This is a genomic window from Gemmatimonadales bacterium, assembly GCA_036265815.1.
In the GTDB taxonomy this organism is placed as follows: Bacteria; Gemmatimonadota; Gemmatimonadetes; order Gemmatimonadales; family GWC2-71-9; genus CAVVWJ01.
In genome coordinates, this window is sequence record DATAOI010000071.1 from 42,768 (window position 1) to 59,780 (window position 17,013).

Genomic DNA, 17,013 nt, shown 5'->3' on the forward strand with positions numbered 1-17,013 from the left:
GCAAGGTATCACTAACCCTGCATCCTTCCCCTTGCCCCACTCTGCCTCACCCTGCCCCACCTCGCCTCACTTTCCCAGACTCACCAATATCTCGAACGTCCTCGTCTTGTAGCTCGTGCTGCTGGTCACCGTGGAGACGTCGAGGTTGCGCAAACCGTAGATGTAGCGACCCTCGATGCCGAGGCCGGCGGACGAGCTGCCGAAACGCAATCCGGCCCCCACCACACCAGCGTAATCGGTCTTCTTCCGAGGGGAGTTGGCGGCGCACTCGGCGCCCGCGGCGGTCCTGCAGCGCACCTCGAAGGAGATCTGCGGTCCAGCATAGACGAAGGGTTGGATGCCTCCAGCGGGAATCATTGCCTTCACATACACCGGCACGTCGATGAAGTCGAGCTTGGTCTCGGCGGTGGCGAAGCTCTCGTCGGAGCGGGCACCGCGCTGGGCATAGAGTCCCTCGACGTCGAAGCCGAGGACCGCGGCGCGATAGCCGGCGTAGAGGCCACCGGTGAACCCGGTGCGAGTCTTGAGGTCGCCGGGGAGCACGCCCTTGTTGGAGATGTTGCCGAAGGAGACCCCTGCCTTCACCCCGAATTCGCCTTGGGCGAGAGTGATCGAGGGCATTGCCGGGGCGAGCAGGACGAGGAGCAGCAGGGAGCGCAGGGAACGCATGGTGTCTCCGGATTCTCGAGGGGCTGAGTCGTCACGAGTGTCAACGCAGCATGCCACTCACAGTCGGCTTCCCGCCATGAGCCAGGACACAGAGCGATAGCTCTGCGGGTCGGTCGAGGTGTCGCTCGAGGGCGACCACGCAACACCCGCGTGACCCACGTTACCGCGCCGCGTCCAACTCGTCCCAGATTCAAGAGTTGCGGGCGTAGTCTGCCGGCGTGTCCAGACCCACACGAGCCCAGAGGAAACAAATGGCCAGGAATCGGAAACCTGCGAAGGCCTCAAAGCGGAAGGCCGCGACCCGGAAACCTGCGGCGCGCAAGTCGACCACACGCAAGTCGGCGACGCGCAGCGGGTCGAGTCGATCAGCCGCGACACGTAAGTCGTCGGGCAGGAGAGGTAGCGCTCGGAAGACGACCGGCAAGGCAAAGCGGACCAAGTCGGTCACCACGAGGGCGGCGGCAATGGCGAAGGGCCTGAAGGACAAGGCTCTCCAGGGTATGGACGCGGTCAGAGGTACGGGCGAGCGTGCCTGGGACGCCCTCAAATCAACCACCGGCACGGTGGTCGAAGGTGTGAAGGAGCGAGTCGGCTCTAGTTAGGTGCCGGCCCGAGCGGCTGGCCGGTCACCGCCTGGACCAGCGCGCCGAACGCCCCGAGCACCTCGGCCGCGGTGAAGGTACAGTGCCCGAACCGGTCCACCGGGATCTGCGCCACCAGGAAGTCGCTGGTGCCGGCCGCCTCCACCCTGGCCCGGTAGGCTGCCTCATGCCACGACGGAATGATCGGATCCACCGTGTTGAACAGGGTCACCAGCGGTGACGTGAGCCGACCGGACGTCTCGTACATGGCGGCGAGATGGCTCAATGCCGGCTGGCCCGCCGAGTAGGATGGGACCGCCAGCCCGTCGATGGGGCGCGGGTAGTCGGTCGGCCTGACGTTGTCGTAGGGCGCGCCACCGAGGACGTCCGCGGCGTTGTTACCGAAGAGAATACTGTACCCCAGCAGGCGGAGGACGACATCCACCACCACCGCCTGGTCCGAGGCGTCGAGCTGCAGCGGGATTCCCGCCCGCGCCAGCAGCTCGTTGGTGAGCGCCGGATTGCTCACCACTACCTGCGCGATCAGCTGCGCCAGCGGCCCCGGCTGAGTGGGCGTGCCGAAGAGCTGGGTCACCTGCGCCGGCACCGCATCCAGCGGGCCGAGGCTGGTGAGGCCGAGCTGCGGAAGCAGGGGTGCCAGCACCGGTCCGAACAGCAGATCGAAGACCAGCCGGACGTCACCGTAGTAGTTGAGCTGCCGCTGGAAGTCGCCGATCGGGCCGCACGCGGCCAGGGCGCCGTCGAAGAGCTGAGTATGCCGCTCCGTCGCCAGGACCATGACTTGTGCCCCTTCGGAGACCCCGACGCCGTACGTATGTCCTCCGAGCGGTCCATACAGCTCACGGAACTGGGCCGCGAGTCGCTGCAGGTCCCGGGTACCCTCTACGATGATCAGCCCGTTCTCCCGGTAGCTGGTGGTGGCGAACCCGAAACCGAGCCCGGTGATGAGCTGGGAGACTCGCTGGCCGCCGATCTCGTCGTCCCGGATGAACAGAGGGAGCTGAGGCGGAACCGAGCCGGGGGCGTAGATCACCAGGTTGCCGGTGGCGGCGTCGAATCCCGGTGGCACACAGATGAGGTAAAGGGTTCCGCTGCCGGGGAGCGATCCGCTGGCACCTGTGGTGCCGGCCGGGCACCCTTCCGGGGTACCGGTCGGCACACTCAGAGGCTCCGATCCCGTCGCCGGCGCGCCGAGGTTCGAGGAGGTCGGGGGGTCGCTGCAAGCGGCGAGGGCGATCAGCAGGGCGGGGAGGGCGCGGACGGCGGTCGTCATCGGGGCTGCTCCTTGGGGAACGATGGCGCCTCAATCTGGGATACCGTGAGCGGATAGGCCAGGGGCCGGCCGGGAGCGTCGGAAGTCGCTCAGGTGATAGATTTCTTTCCTGGAACCGTGTCTTTGCCGCGAACCTGAGTCAGGATGTCAGTCCGCACTATCGCTCCACGTCTGCGCCTCGCGCCAGCCCGCCGGTGTTCAGCATGACCGGCGGACTTCCGGGGACCACCCTGCCTGGTGGGCTTCGTCTCCTGGACCAGCTGAGCCTCACGCCCGAAGGGCCACTCTATCGCGCCCAGCTCCCGGACGGGCGTGAGCTCGTGGTCCTGCTCCTCCAACCCGATCAGCTGGGCGGCGACCCTGCCGTGCGTACGCACCTGCGGGACTGGTACCGCCAGGCGTTGCGGATCCGGCATCCCAATGTCGCCGCGGTTCGTGACGTGGGTGAGACGGAGACCGGTCAGATCTACGTGGTTTCCGAGTGCCTCACCGGCGAGCTGCTGTCCGAGCTGCTCGCGAGCTCCGGCGCCCTGGCGCCCGCCGACGCCATGCGTATTTACCGGCAGGTCGTGTCCGGTCTGCAGGCGGCTCACCGAGTCGGCTGGACGCACGGGAACCTGTCGCCCGATACCATCCTGCTGACCCAGACCCCGGACGGCACATCAGGAGTCAAGCTCATCCACTTCACCCTGCCGTTCGCCCCGGCGGAAGCCGGCGCCGATCGGGCAGACAATCTGATTGCAGGCCGGGAGTACGCCAGCCCGGAACGACTCGCCGGGCAGCCGCCCACGGAAGCGGGTGACGTGTTCAGTCTGGGAGCGGTGCTGCATCACCTCCTCACCGGCGCCCCGCCGGGTTCGAAGGCCAGGAAGGCCACCATTCCCCGGGCCATGCGCGCTGTGATCGGTCGGGCGCTGGCGCCGGTGCCGGCCCAGCGGTTTCGGACGATTGCGGAGCTCGCCGCGGCGGTGGAAGCCGCGGTCACGGCCGCGGCAGAGGCTGAACGCAGGAGGGCAAGTGCCGGCGGCCCAGGTCCACTCCGAGTGGCCGCGGCTGTCGTCGCGGTCGTGGCGACGGGAGTCTGGTTGCGCGGGAGCCTGGAGCAGCCGGTGGAGAGCGCATTGCTGCGGGTCTCGGAGGCTGCCAGCACCCCTCCTCCTCCCAAGCCGCCTGTGGCTCCGTCGCCGATACGCCCCTCGGCGCCTGCCAAGCATGAAACCAAGCCGCCCATTCCGCCACCAGCTCCGCGGCGGACTCGCGCCGCGGAGCGCGCACCGGAGCGCGCAGCTGAGCCGCCACCGGTCTCACCCCGCGCTGCAGACAGTGCCGTGAGCTCCCCCGACACTGGCCAGGGAGGTGCGCGGGAGGATGCGCGGGAGGACGCGCCCCGCACGCTGGACCAACGGGCGCAGGTCTATCTGCGCATCGGGCTGGACGAGGCCGCGCGGCAGCTGGGCGGGCCGGTTCATGGCATTGAAGGAATGTCGCCGGTGTTCATCGGGCTGGCGCAGCGTCCGCTGCTGGCGGGCGCGGACTCGATCCAGCCGGTGGTCCGGGCGGTGTATCTCGATCCGAATGGCCGTCTGATCCTGCTCGACCAGCAGCGGATCAGCGCGAGAGCAAGCGTTCCCAAGGCCACAGGGGATCGCTGGCCGATCGGAAGCGTCATGATGTACCTGCACGGGGAGACCTCGCCCCAGACGATCAGGAATCTCAGGGCGCGAGTGCGCTAGCTCTATTGGGGCACGGCCCTCCGGACGATCAGGGTGATGTTGTCGCTCCCACCGCCGTCCAGCGCGTCCTGCACCAGGTCTTCGCACACTTGCTGGCTGGAGGTCATCGAGCGGAGTCGCTCGCGGATCCGTTCGTCGGGGACGTGGCGGGTGAGTCCGTCGCTGCAGAGGAGGACCACCGTCTCCCACGCCAGGTCGAGCCGGGTGACGACCGGGGCGGTCTGCCGTCCGCCGATCGAGCTGGAGAGCGTGTGGGTGTACCGGGTGCCCGGCGCGTCCGCGGGGTTGAGCACGCCGAGATCGATCAGCTCCTGCGCCATGGTCTGGTCGCGGGTGAGCTGGGTCAGCTCCCCGTTCCGGAGCAGGTAGCAGCGGCTGTCGCCCACCTGGAGCAGGTAGGCCCGGGGCCAGACGCCGAGGTACAGCGTGAGTGTCGTGGCCATGCCGCGGTATGCGGGATCGTCCTGGCCCCGTTGTACCAGCTCCTCGTGACACCGGAGCGCCCCCTCCTGCAGCGCGTCGGAGAACTCCTTATCCTCGGCCGATCCGGCGGCATAGTAGCAGCGCATGCTGTGGGAGACGTAGCGGCTCACGGCCTCGAGCGCGCTCCGGCTGGCCTCCTCGCCCTTGGTGCCGCCGCCCACGCCGTCGGCCACCATCATGAGGAGCGCGAGCCGCTGACTTCCCGCGATGAGGTGATCGGCCTGAGGCAGACTGGTCTGCTGCACCGCCACCTGCTGGCGCAGGGAGCAGATGAGGAAGTGATCCTGGTTCTCGTTCCGGACTCGTCCCGGATGGGTGAGGCCGTACACGTCCATCTCATCGTCGCGCGGCTTGCGGTCGGGTGTAGCTGGAGGGGCGGTCGTCTCGCGCGCTGGCATGGGGACCTCGGGGTCGACGCAGGGGATGGCTCCAATGTGGCGGATCGTACCGGAAGGGGCTAGGGCGGGAGGGGCGGGAGGGGCAGGAAGGGCGGTAAGGGCGGTAAAGACGGTAAGGGCGGTAAGGTGATTTTCCGGAAACGAGAACTACTGTTCAGCGATGGTCTTTACGCCCGACCGTCCTTACCGCCCTTACCGCCCTTACCACCGCCGCCCCTGGAGACCTCTTCTTGCCGCCCCTTCGTCCGATCACCCTCGCCGCGGTCCTGACTGCGGCCGTCCTGTCCCCCGGTTTCGCCCAGGCCCCCGCCGCCTTCACCTGCCGCTTCGTCCAGATCCCGATGCGCGACAAGGTCGAGCTCAACACCAGCATCTGCGAGCCCGCCCGCCCGCACGATTCGCTGCCGATCCTGCTCACCCGGACGCCGTACGGGATCGCCGGCGACACCGTGGTGGGCGACGACTACCGCTTCCTCGCTGCGGAGGGATACGTCTTCGTCTACCAGGACATCCGGGGGCGGTTCGGGAGCGGTGGCGAGTTTGTCATGAACCGCCCGCTGCATGATCCGGCCGACCGCAACGGGGTGGACGAGAGCACCGACGCGTACGACACGGTCGACTGGCTGATCCATCACCTCACCGGCACCAACGGCCGCGTGGGTGTGCTCGGCGTCTCCTACCCCGGGTTCCTGGCCACCATGGCGGGCATCCACCCGCATCCGGCGGTCCGGGCGGTGTCGCCGCAGGCGCCGATGACCGACACCTGGATGGGCGACGACTTCTTTCACCAGGGCGCGTTCCGGCTCTCCTACGGGTTCGAGTACTCCGGCTCGCTGGAGCTGAGCAAGGACCTGTCGGTGCCGCTGCCGATCGGAGAGTGGGACACCTACGACTGGTATCGCGAGCTGGGGCCGCTGTCGAACGTGGACGCGAAGTATTTCCATGGAAAGGTGCCGACCTGGGAGGCATTCGTTGCGCACCCCACCTACGACGCGCGCTGGCGCGCCCGGGCGGTGCAGCGCGGGTTGCGGACGCCGGCCGTCCCGACGCTGGTGGTCGGCGGATGGTGGGACCAGGAGGATCGGTACGGGCCGCTCGCCACCTACAAGGCGCTGGAGCGCGGCGACTCCGGCCACAAGAACTTCCTGGTGATGGGGCCGTGGAACCACGGCGGGTGGCGGCGCGAGGACAGAAAGATGCCGGTGGTGGACCCCGGCACCTCCGAGGGATACCTGCGCGACGTCGAGGCGCCCTGGTTCGCCTACTGGCTCAAGGACAAGGGCAAGCTGGCTGAGCCGGATGCCTATCTGTACGACGCGGGGGCCCGGGAGTGGCGGTCGTTCTCGACCTGGCCGGATACGTCAGGCACGAGCAGGAAGAGTCTCTACCTGCACGCGGGCGGCCGGCTCTCCTTCGATCCGCCCAAGCCCGGCGAGGCGGCGTTCGACGAGTACACCTCCGATCCGGCACACCCGGTGCCGTACCGCTCCAGGCCGATCGAGCAGACCTACGACAAGCGCGGATCGAGGTGGCGGAACTGGGAGACGGAGGACCAGCGCTTCGTGGATGGGCGCCCCGACGTGGCCACCTGGACCTCCGAGCCGCTCACCGAGGACGTGCGGATCGCGGGCGACGTGACGGCGAAGCTGGTCGCGTCCACCACCGGTTCCGACGCGGACTGGGTGGTGAAGCTCATCGACGTGCAGCCCGACAGCGTGCCCGGCGACTGGGAAATGGGAGGCTACGAGCTGATGGTGGCGCACGAGATCATGCGCGGCCGCTACCGCAAGAGCTTCTCGGCGCCAGAGCGGCTCGCGCCGAATACGCCGCTCGGTTTCACGGTGGACCTGCACCAGCAGGTCTATTCGTTCAAGAAGGGGCACCGGATCATGGTGCAGGTGCAGAGCACCTGGTTCCCGGTGTACGACCGGAATCCGCAGACCTGGGTGCCCAACATCTTCCAGGCGAAGGCGGGGGACTTCAAGGCGCAGCGGCACCGGGTGTGGCACACGGTGGGGCGGGCGTCGAGGGTGGAGGTGTGGGTGGGGCGGACTACTGGCTCGCGGTAAACAACTCGCAACGATGTCAGTAGCCCTGTGCCGCTCAGCATCAATGATGGGCTCCGCCAACGAAGCGAGTCACGCGTGGCACCTCCTCAACTTACCCCTAAGAGATCCTTGGGGACGCTGCCTAACGGCCCGCAGCTGTACGCGCGGGCTACACCGCACTGGCCCGCTTCTGCACACCAGTGAGTCGAGGCCGCTATGAGAGCCAACTTGGCGCGTTCGAAGTCGTCGACGGACTGAACGCCGACCGCTCGGGGTCATACGGCGTGTCCCGATGCGACCGGATTCGCCCGGCGAAGCGATAACCATGACCTGTGTGGCGGCGTGCCACCTGACAATATGTCACACGGCAAGCGGGAAGCCTGCTGAGCTGGGCGCGATCGCGCCAACCCGACGTACTATGGAGTCGAAGCGCGGGTCACCGCGGAAAGGGTCGAAGGCGGGCTCACACGAGATGAAAATCATAAAGCCGGCTCGATCCTCGTACCCACGCTCGAGGTACTCAAATGCACGGTCCATCTGACCGAGCCGGGCGTAAGCCCACGCGATACCTACAGGCCAGACGTATTCCGTCGACTCTCGCGAATGGATCTCCCGCAGGAGCTCGTACGCCTCTGTGGTCTGGCCGGCCGCCGCGAGGCCCCAGGCGAGCAGTGTCGCATACGACATGATCGGCGCGCGCTTGACCAATTCGCGTAAGGGAGCGATCGCCTCTGATGCTCGGCCGAGCGCGATCAATACGGCTCCGTGCGTCCAGAGTATAAAGACGTCCTCTGGCAGCTGCGACTCAGCGGCAATTATCTCAGCGAGTGCTTCGTCGTAGCGTCGTGCCCAGTAGTTGAACCACATCGCATTGTCGCGCACTGCCGGCGCGGCGGGGTCGAGCTCCACGCCGCGCTGTCCGGCGTCAACTGCTTCAGCCAACCTGCCCACGGCAGCGAGATGGAAGCCGTAGACAATGTGGCCCCACGCGTAGTTCGGATTCAGTGCAAGCGCTCGCTCAAAGCGTGCCTCGGCAGCGTTCCAGTCGAAGTGAATCCACTCTTCGAACTTGCCCAGTATGACATGCGCTTCGGCGACGTCTGGGTCGAGCTCGAGCGCCTTTGACGCGACTACGGTGGCCTTTCCATACCCGTCACGCGGGCGCATGCCGAAGTAGCCGGCACCATACCAGCCATAGGCGATCGCGAGGCCTCCATACGCCCTTGCGAAGCGGGGATCCAGGTCGATGGCACGCTCAAAATACTCGATCGCCTTCGCAAGCCCGTCCGGTTTGGCTTGGTTTTGTTGCCGGGCAAGCAGATAGAGGTTGTAGGCTTCCATATCTTCCGTGGGGCGATGCCCGAAGCGGCGGCGCTCCTCCGGAGAGAGCCGCGTCCGGAGCGCGCCCGTTATCCGCTCTGCCACGTCACTTTGTATCGCGAACACGTCCGTCAGGTCGCGATCAAACGTCTCCGACCATAGGTGCTCGTCGCTTCGCGCCTCGATGAGCTGGGCAACGATTCGCAGGCGAGTCCCGGCACGGCGCACGCTCCCTTCCACGACATGTGACGCATGTAGCTCTTCCGCTATGTCCACGAGCGACCGCTGTAGCCCCTTGTAACGCATCGCGGTGGTTCGCGAGATGACTCTCAGCCCACGCACAAGCGAGAGCTGGGCGATGATGTCCTCGGTCATCCCGTCGCTGAAGTACTCGTCGTCCGAGCTAGCATTCATGTTGACAAGCGGCAGCACGATGATCGTCGGTCGCTCGGGTGCCGCGACGCTGGCGATCGCAGGTCTCGATTGTGTCTCCAGCGTCTGAGCGAATTCCGAGCTGCTGGTGAATCGGTCCGAAGGCTCGACTGCGAGCGCCCTTCTGAACACCTGCTGCATCGAGACAGAGATGGATCCCGGCCAGGCTTCGAAAGGGATCGGCCGGAAACGCTGTAGCAGAACCGCTTGAGGGGTCGGCCCCGAAAAGAGCGGTGACCCTGTCAGCATCTCAAACGTCACGCAGGCGAGACTGTACTGGTCGGAACGACCGTCCACTTCCCCGCCGGCGCCCTGTTCCGGACTCATGTATGCCGGCGTACCCACAAGAAGGCCGGTCTGGGTCAGCCCAGCATGAGTCGCGACACTAACTCCCTTGGCGATTCCGAAGTCGGCTACATGCGCATGGCCCTCAGCGAGCAGAATGTTTTCAGGCTTGATGTCTCGGTGAACAAGCCCGTGCCGATGAGCGTAGTCCAGCGCGTCTGCCACCTCACCAGTGATGCGGCATCCTTCCTCTAGGCTGAGCCGCCCATTGCGGCGAAGTCGGTCACGAAGGCTCTCCCCATCGACGTACGGCATGACGTAGTAGAGAGCGCCTTCGGCATCGCCGGAGTCATGGAGTTGAAGAATGTGGGGGTGGTGTAGCCCAGCCGCGGCCTTGATCTCACGGAGAAACCGTTCGGGCCCCAGGGCGGCGCCCAAGTCCGGGTGCAGGACCTTGAGGGCGACCTTGCGGTCGTGCTTCACGTCGTGTGCCAGGTAGACCGTAGCCATGCCGCCGCGGCCGAGCTCGCGCTCGAGCAGGTAGCGATCGCGGAGGGCGTCGGCAAACGTGGAGGCCGTCACGTCGCGGCCAAGCCTTTGGGAGGGGATACGGAAAATGTGTCTTCGGCAACGTAGGATCGCCAGTGCTGGGGCCGGACGAGTGACACTGATCAAACCGCTTTGAGCCCACTGACGATTGTCTTTATACCTCCGTCGACCCCATGCGCTGGCTCAGGCGGCTCGCCCCGTGTGCGCGGCAATGGCCGTACTCAGCTGCGCCGTAGTCTGGTGCACCTCAGCCCATTCCGGGTGGCTTGCGTCCACCTGGCCCGCGCCCAGTTCCTCGGTCAGGCTGCGACAAAACTCGGCCGCGCGGCGCAGCCGGAAGCGCTCCGCCGTGGCCCGCGGAGCCTCTGCACCTGCCGCAGTGAGCAAGGCCCACACCCGAAGCCGGATGTCGTCCACCAGGCTCTTGAATTCCGGCAGGCCTTCAGGCGAGACCTCTCCAGCATCGAGCCGGCTCTCCAAGTCCTGAAGGATGATACGCATTCGAGCGAGTTCCTCTTTCACGCTGGGGGCCATGGGCGAATCTCCTCGCATGAGTACGTAAGCACTGAACCGGCGAGCTGGATACGGACGTCGGCAGTCGTTCCGACCCGGATGCATCGAATGTGCTTGTAACACAGGGCGATCGCTAGTTCGAGGTGCGATTCCCTCGAAGGCTGGGTCGGCCCCCGCGCCCTTGCCCATCGGACCGCGGTTCTGCCGCCGCGCCCGAGACCTCGGTGTCCGCGCCCGCGCCTCCGCCCGCCGGACCGTGACGCGTGCCGCCCGGCGCGGAGCTCTGTCGCGGCTGCGCGCCCTTCGTCCCGGCCGCCCGCGCTCCGTCCCGGCTGCCCGAGCTTCCGATGACCTGGCGCGGCTCCCTGTCCGCCGCGCGCGGCCGCAGTTCCGGGCCGCCCGAGCGCCCTGCCGATCCGCCCAAGCCTCCGAACGGCGCGCCCGCGGGTCATTTCATCCTCCCGCCGCCCCGTTTCTGCCCGTCGTCATCCGGTTTGGCCCGCCCGCTTCTCGGTGATATGTTCCGCGGTCCCCCCATCCTGAGCCCATGCTCCTGACGAGCTGCACGAGCAATTCGCTGCCGCGCCCGTGGACACTGACGTCCTGATCGTCGGCGCCGGCCCCACGGGGCTGATGCTGGCCAATCAGCTCGCCCGCCACGGCGTGCGCGCGCTGCTCATCGACCGTACCGCCGGACCGGCACGCGAGACCCGCGCCCTCGGCGTCCAGGCCCGCACCCTCGAGATCTATTCCCACCTCGGCATCGCGGAGCGGGCGGTGGAGTTGGGGAAGCGTGCCACCGGCGCCAATCTGTGGGCCCAGGGGAGGCCGACCGCGCGGGTACCGCTGGGCGACATCGGGCGGAGCTTGAGCCCCTATCCCTTTCTCCTGATCCTGGGGCAGGACGACAACGAACGGCTGCTGGGCGAGGCGCTCGCCACCCGCGGCCAGACGGTGCAGTGGAGCACGGAGCTGGTCGGGCTTTCGCAGGAAACCGATCGGGTGGTGGCCCGGCTCCGGCAGCCGGACGGTAGCACCCGGGAGATCACGGCCGCCTGGACGGCCGGGTGCGACGGCGCGCGCAGCAGCGTGCGCGAGATGAGCGGGATCGCCTTCGTCGGCGCGCCGTACGAGCACGTGTTCTTCGTCGCCGACACCCAGGTCACCGGACCGATGGTGCGCGACGAGCTCAACGTCTTCCTCTGGCGCGACGGCTTTCACCTCTTCTTCCCCATGCGCGGGGCCGATCACTGGCGCATCGTCGGCATCCTGCCCGCAGCACTGCGCGGGCGCGACGACGTGACCCTCGACGACGTGGTTCCTTCCATCCGGCATGAGGCGCCCGGCGTTGCGGTCCAGGCATGCACCTGGTTCTCCACCTACCGCATCCATCACCGACGCGCCGAGCGGTTTCGCCAGGGCCGCTGGTTCCTCCTGGGCGACGCGGCGCATATTCACAGTCCGGTCGGCGCGCAGGGGATGAACACGGGCCTGCAGGACGCGTACAACCTGGGCTGGAAGCTGGCACTGGTGGTCTCGGGCCGTGCGGGAGCTTCGTTGCTCGATTCGTACGAAGCCGAGCGGATCCCGGTGGCCGAGCGGCTGCTCGGCACGACCGACCGGCTGTTCTCACTCGCCGTGTCGGCCAACTGGATGGTGGGATTCATCCGGAGCAAGGTGTTCGCCCGGATGCTGGCCCTCGCCATGGGAGTGGAGAGGATCCGGACGCTCGGGTTCCGCACCATCTCCCAGATCGGGATTCGCTACCCGCGCAGTCCGCTCTCAAGCACGCTGCCCGAGCTGCCCCGCTCGGCGCCTCGCGCGGGCGATCGCTTTCCCTGGCTCCGGCTTCGGCTGAGCCCAAACGGCCCGGCAGAGGACCTGTTCCAACGACTGGACGACACTCGATTCACTCTGGTCGTGGTCGGACAGCCCGCGCCGCCGCAGGGTTCCGGGCTGCAGGATCTCCTGGCCACCTTGGAGGTTCCCCTCGATCCCGCCAATGAAGCTGCCCTATCGCGTGTCGGGATTCCCCGTCGCGCGTTCTACCTGGTGCGGCCGGACGGATACGTCGGCCTCGCGGGGACCAGCCTGGTCGGCGCGGCGCTGATGGATTACTTCTCCGAGCGGCTGGGCATAGGGGTCGCCCGCGCGTGAAGCATTCTCAAATGACAACAACCTGGAATACCCCTGTGAGTCTTCAGCGTCGACCCGCGCGGCTCCTCGCGCTTGCCCTCGCCCTCGCCCTGTCCGGTCCTGCGCTGCACGCCCAGGCCTCCCCCCGCGGCCTGGCGCAGCGGATCGAGCGGATCACCTCCCGCCCGGAGTTTCGCCACGCGCTCTGGGGCATCGAGGTCTATTCGCTCGACACCCGCCGACCGCTCTATACAGTGAACGCCGACAAGCTCTTCGTCCCCGGCTCCACCACCAAGCTGCTGACCGAGGGCAGCGCCCTGGGCCTGCTCGGCGCCGACCACCGGTTCCACACTCCGGTCTATCGCACCGGGCCGATCGCGCCGGACGGGACGCTCGATGGCGACCTGGTGCTGGTGGCCAGCGGCGATCCCAACCTGTCGGGCCGGATCACCCACGACAGCATCCTCGCGTTCGAGAATCACGACCACAGCTACGGCGGCGACACCGCGACCCGCGCCGTCCCCGGCGATCCCCTGCTGGTGGTGCGCGCCCTCGCGCGGCAGGTGAGCGGGAAGGGAATCAAGCGGGTGCTGGGCCGGGTCATCGTGGATGCGTCGCTGTTCCCCGAAGGCGAGCGGGAGCTGGGCACCGGCGTGGTGATCTCACCGATCGTGGTGAACGACAACGTCATCGACGTGACCGTGACGCCCGGCGCCGACAGCGGGGCCCCGGCCGCCGTTCAGCGCGCGCCGATTACCGCCTACGCGCGCTTCGTGAACCAGGCCAAAACCGGCGCTCCCGGATCGCGATCCAGCATCGACTGGACCGCCGACAGCACCGCGCCGGATGGCACCCACATCGTGACCATCGGCGGCACCATCCCGGCGCGGAGCAAGCCGCTGCTCTACTCCTACGCGGTGCCGTCGCCCAGCAAGTTTGCGGAAGTGGTGCTCACCGAGGCGCTGAGGGAAGTGGGCGTGCAGGTGCAGACCTGGGAGGCGGGCGCCGGCCCCGGCGGCACGACGTCGATGTACACGCCCGATCACCTCGTCGCCGAGCACGTGTCACCGCCCTTGCGGGAGGAGATCAAGGTCACCCTCAAGGTGAGCCAGAACCTTCATGCCAGCGAGACGCCGCTGCTGCTCGGCGCGGTGGTCGGAAAGGGCGACACGGCGCGAACCGGATTTGACCTCGAGCGGGAGTTCCTCACTCGGGCCAAGCTCGATCTCACGGGGGCGCAGCAGGGCGACGGGGCGGGTGGGAACGCGCACTTCACGCCCGCGTTCATGGTGAGCTACCTGGCGTACATGGCCTCGCGTCCCGACTACCGTCTGTTTCTGGCGGCGCTCCCGGTGCTCGGCCGGGATGGGACGTTGTCCGACATTCAGCCTCACGCGGCGGCGGCCGGGCATGTGTTCGCCAAGACCGGCACCTACTTCGTCGGCGACCCGCTCAATCGTCGCGGCCTGGTGACCGGGAAGGGATTGGCCGGCTACGTCACCACTCCAGCCGGCCACCACCTGGCGTTTGCCGCGTACATCAATAACGTCTCGGTGGCGGACGAGCCGGATGCGATCAAGCAGGTGGCGGGTCAGGCGCTGGGAGAGGTCGCCGCGGCGATCTATGATGCGGGGGACGGGGCCACCGGGCGGTGAGCAGGGACGGTCCTCAGGATGACCTCAGGCGCTAACCGGGTGCTCCGCGCGACTACTTCAGCGCCCCACAGCTACCCTCACCCCACGGCTCCGCACCCCGTCCGATAGCAATAGGTCGAGCTCCCCGGTTCCCGTGGCCAGCTCCGTCTGGCCGCCGCGCGCGAAGGAGAGCACTTCTCCCGTCCGCGCATCCCGCACCACGATCATCGGATGGGCCGCGGCTTCCCAGTGCAGCGCGACTCCTCCTGCGACTCGCCGGGCGACCACGGAGTCCGCGTCCGCCGGTGCCCCGAACGCGGCCACCGCCCGCGATGTGGCGACCGCTCCGCCGCCGGGCCCTGCGAGATGCAAGCTCTCGAGTCGGGCTGCGCGGAGGTGATCGAGCGGCACCGCGAAGGCGAAGTTTCGCCCCCCGCGCGGATCGTCCGGCACCGCCGCCGCCTCGAAGGAGAACCCGAACATCCGCGCCCCATCGGCCGCAGTGCCCTCGACCGAGTAGGGTCCGGATCCCTTCGGCATGCTGGGTCGCGTCACCACCTCGAAGGCCGGCTCCAGCATGGGCTGCCCGTTCACGATACGCCCCCAGACCAGCAGGCATGGCTGTACGCCCGCGGCCGGGGTCCTCGCCGCTTGCGCCAGCTGCGCCGCCCGGAACGCCTCGATCGCCCGATAGTTGTAATCACTGATCCAGGGGTTGCTGCAGTACCCCATGATGTCCGGAAGCGACGGGTCCTTGAGGATCGCATTGGCGACGTCCACGCCGAAGACACCGATCTTGCCGCCGGCGTAGGGATAGTCCGGGTCGATACCCGCTGGCTGCCCGCACGGTGAATGGAACCGGCCCCAGGTGTGGCCCAGCTCGTGTGCCATGACGCGGGGACCATCCTGCCGATCGTCATATCCGATAGCGGTCGGCACGCCGATGAAGCCGATCCCGGCGATGCCCGTCGTGTAGTCGATCCGCACCACGCCGTAATAGGTGGCCTCAGTCCCCTCGATGATACGCAGCGCATCGAGCTGGCTCAGGACGGTGCCCCAGGCGTCGTTCGTGTTTTTTGGTTCCAGCGCGGGGGTGCCGGAGTCGGTGGTGAAGAGAGCGTGGACATGGGCGTCGATCTCCGACAGCGGATGCATTCGCCGGGTCAGATCGAGGAACCGCGGCTTGTTGGATTCGGAGACGTCTCCCTGCAGACCATTGGCCACCTGCTTGACCGGCACGAGTGCGAGCTTGAAGGTTGGCGCGGTCGCCACGGTTTCCGCCTGCGGGGTCCCGGACTCGGATGAGGTGTTGTCACTCTCGTTCTTTTCGGGGATGGCGTTGTCGGGGTCCACGTCGACCAGAATCCCGAGGCCGTTCTGGATGAGCGAGCCAGGAAGCGTGACGTTCCAGGACTTCTCGAGCGTGCTCTCGTCCCTGCTGGTGGGCGTCGAGCTGCCGGGCGCCGCTATGGTGAGCGTCGACATCAGCACGCGGTCGTGGTAGACCCGTACCCGCACCTTGGGTGCGGCCGAGTTCGCCTGGTTGGCCACGGCGAACACCCGCAGGAATGCGTCCCGTCCTTTCACCAGCGGGATGTCGTCGTCCGCCGTTTGCGTGCTCTGGGTGAGCTGCCACCCGGCGATCCTCAGGTTGAGCGTCGGAGCCACCGCGGCGTAGGTGACCGTCACGCCGGCCGTGTCGCCCGCCGCGACTGTTGCCGTCCTGGTCTTCGGGCTCGGCGTGTAGTTGATCGTGCCGTTGGCGACGTCGGCGGCTGTCGCGAGATAGTCGCCCGGCGCCAGGCCGGCCAGCGTTCGTGTCTCGGTTATCTGCTGGGTGTACCCGGCCGGACCGGTGACGGTGACGTCCGCGCCGGTGCCGCTGGGGAGGCCGACGATGGTGAGCGTGAGACTGCCGGTCGTGGCGCTGCAGGAGACGGTGAACGCCACGGCCACTTCGCCCCCTTCAGGCACCGACACGTTTCGGGGATTGTTCCCGACGCTGCAGTTGGCCGCGACCCCGGTGAGCCGCACGCGGTGACTGCCGGCGACAAGGCTCGCGATGCTCAGCGTCGCGTTGAGCCCGATCGGCTGAGCGGTGCCGTCGTCCACGCCGATGCCGTAGCCGTCCGCGTCCTGGTTCGTGCCGCTGGTGGTGGTGGTGACCTCGAGCGTCCCGGTGGCCGGTGGCGGCGCGGCGCAGGTCACGCTGATTGCGGCCGTGGCGGTCTGGCCCGCGGTGACCGTCAGACCCTGGGGGTCATTGCCCTGGACCTCGCAATTCTGGGCGACCCCGCCGAGCCCCAGGGTGTGTGGTCCGGGCGCGAGGCCGGGGAGAGTGACCGTATCGCTGACCGAGACCGCCTGGGCGTCAGCGCCATCGAGAAGCAGTTCGTAGCCGTCCGGGTCCGCGGGCGCTCCGGTGGAGGCGATAGTGACCTGGATGCTGCCCATGGTGGGCGCGCACTGGACCACGAACGCGGCGGGCACGACGGTATTGGCCGTGATGCGGACGGTGAGCGAGGTGCCACCGGCTACCGTGCAGTTCGGGGCCAGCCCGGAGAGCACCACCGTGTGGTTCCCCACCGGCAGCCCAGCGCGTCGCGACGTCGCGTTGGTCCCGATGCCCTCCGGCGCGGCACCGTCGACGCTGGCCGCGTAGCCGTCCGGGTCCGGCTCGGGGCCCGAGGTCGTGGTCGTGATCTCCAGCGTTCCCAGCTCGGGCCCGACCACCACGTCGGCGCCGCCGCCGCACCCCAGCCACATGGCCGCGGGAACGAGCATGGCAAACACGAGCACACGGGAACCGCGGCGAGCACGCATAGACCAGTCCCCACGGGGGTGGAAGGGGGCGGAACTGGAGCGGATCGTTGGAACGGGGGGAGGGGTGGCAGGAATCTGGTGGCGGAAACGGGGGAAGGCAAGCCGGGGGGCGGTA

General features: G+C 67.8%; 11 protein-coding genes. 4 read left to right on the top strand and 7 right to left on the bottom strand.

Translation table 11 applies throughout. The features are described 5' to 3' along the window. Positions 1-66: 66 nt before the first annotated feature. From VHR41_15350 to VHR41_15360, 3 genes are all read right to left on the bottom strand, one after another. Positions 67-669: a porin family protein gene (locus VHR41_15350; GenBank protein HEX3235574.1), complete on the bottom strand. Its 603-nt coding sequence runs from the start codon at positions 667-669 to the stop codon at positions 67-69. 190 nt (positions 670-859) lie between these two features. Next, positions 860-1,156 (bottom strand): hypothetical protein, encoded by a 297-nt coding sequence (locus VHR41_15355; protein ID HEX3235575.1) that lies wholly within the window; start codon positions 1,154-1,156, stop codon positions 860-862. Positions 1,157-1,263: 107 nt separating this feature from the next. Then, on the bottom strand, positions 1,264-2,544 hold the full coding sequence (locus VHR41_15360) for a hypothetical protein (GenBank protein ID HEX3235576.1): 1,281 nt from the start codon (positions 2,542-2,544) through the stop codon (positions 1,264-1,266). 203 nt (positions 2,545-2,747) lie between these two features. On the opposite strand from VHR41_15360, the gene VHR41_15365 reads away from it, so the two are divergent. After that, complete coding sequence (locus tag VHR41_15365) at positions 2,748-4,277, top strand: serine/threonine-protein kinase (protein ID HEX3235577.1); 1,530 nt, start codon at positions 2,748-2,750, stop codon at positions 4,275-4,277. Between the two features lie 2 nt (positions 4,278-4,279). On the opposite strand, the gene VHR41_15370 is transcribed toward VHR41_15365, so the two are convergent. Next, complete coding sequence (locus tag VHR41_15370) at positions 4,280-5,158, bottom strand: protein phosphatase 2C domain-containing protein (GenBank protein HEX3235578.1); 879 nt, start codon at positions 5,156-5,158, stop codon at positions 4,280-4,282. Between the two features lie 230 nt (positions 5,159-5,388). Here VHR41_15370 and VHR41_15375 point away from each other — a divergent pair, with 230 nt between their 5' ends. Beyond that, positions 5,389-7,227 (top strand): CocE/NonD family hydrolase, encoded by a 1,839-nt coding sequence (locus VHR41_15375; protein ID HEX3235579.1) that lies wholly within the window; start codon positions 5,389-5,391, stop codon positions 7,225-7,227. Positions 7,228-7,566: 339 nt separating this feature from the next. Here the strand turns inward: VHR41_15375 and VHR41_15380 are convergent, their stop codons facing one another. Together VHR41_15380 and VHR41_15385 are read right to left on the bottom strand one after the other, a co-directional pair. After that, positions 7,567-9,825: a protein kinase gene (locus tag VHR41_15380; GenBank protein HEX3235580.1), complete on the bottom strand. Its 2,259-nt coding sequence runs from the start codon at positions 9,823-9,825 to the stop codon at positions 7,567-7,569. Positions 9,826-9,975: 150 nt separating this feature from the next. Beyond that, positions 9,976-10,326: a hypothetical protein gene (locus VHR41_15385; GenBank protein ID HEX3235581.1), complete on the bottom strand. Its 351-nt coding sequence runs from the start codon at positions 10,324-10,326 to the stop codon at positions 9,976-9,978. Between the two features lie 567 nt (positions 10,327-10,893). Here VHR41_15385 and VHR41_15390 point away from each other — a divergent pair. Together VHR41_15390 and dacB are read left to right on the top strand one after the other, a co-directional pair. Next, complete coding sequence (locus VHR41_15390; GenBank protein ID HEX3235582.1) at positions 10,894-12,462, top strand: FAD-dependent monooxygenase; 1,569 nt, start codon at positions 10,894-10,896, stop codon at positions 12,460-12,462. 35 nt (positions 12,463-12,497) lie between these two features. Continuing rightward, a complete protein-coding gene (gene dacB, locus VHR41_15395) occupies positions 12,498-14,096 on the top strand; it encodes a D-alanyl-D-alanine carboxypeptidase/D-alanyl-D-alanine-endopeptidase (protein ID HEX3235583.1) in 1,599 nt (532 codons plus the stop codon). 57 nt (positions 14,097-14,153) lie between these two features. Here the strand turns inward: dacB and VHR41_15400 are convergent, their stop codons facing one another. After that, a complete protein-coding gene (locus VHR41_15400; GenBank protein ID HEX3235584.1) occupies positions 14,154-16,859 on the bottom strand; it encodes a CARDB domain-containing protein in 2,706 nt (901 codons plus the stop codon). Between the last annotated feature and the right edge of the window lie 154 nt (positions 16,860-17,013).

Bases quoted from the DNA above. Each gene is read 5' to 3' on its own strand.
- VHR41_15350 (HEX3235574.1), bottom strand. From the start codon at position 669: ATGCGTTCCCTGCGCTCCCTGCTGCTCCTCGTCCTGCTCGCCCCGGCA.
- VHR41_15360 (HEX3235576.1), bottom strand. From the start codon at position 2,544: ATGACGACCGCCGTCCGCGCCCTCCCCGCCCTGCTGATCGCCCTCGCC.
- VHR41_15365 (HEX3235577.1), top strand. From the start codon at position 2,748: ATGACCGGCGGACTTCCGGGGACCACCCTGCCTGGTGGGCTTCGTCTC.
- VHR41_15370 (HEX3235578.1), bottom strand. From the start codon at position 5,158: ATGCCAGCGCGCGAGACGACCGCCCCTCCAGCTACACCCGACCGCAAG.
- VHR41_15385 (HEX3235581.1), bottom strand. From the start codon at position 10,326: ATGGCCCCCAGCGTGAAAGAGGAACTCGCTCGAATGCGTATCATCCTT.
- VHR41_15400 (HEX3235584.1), bottom strand. From the start codon at position 16,859: ATGCTCGTTCCCGCGGCCATGTGGCTGGGGTGCGGCGGCGGCGCCGAC.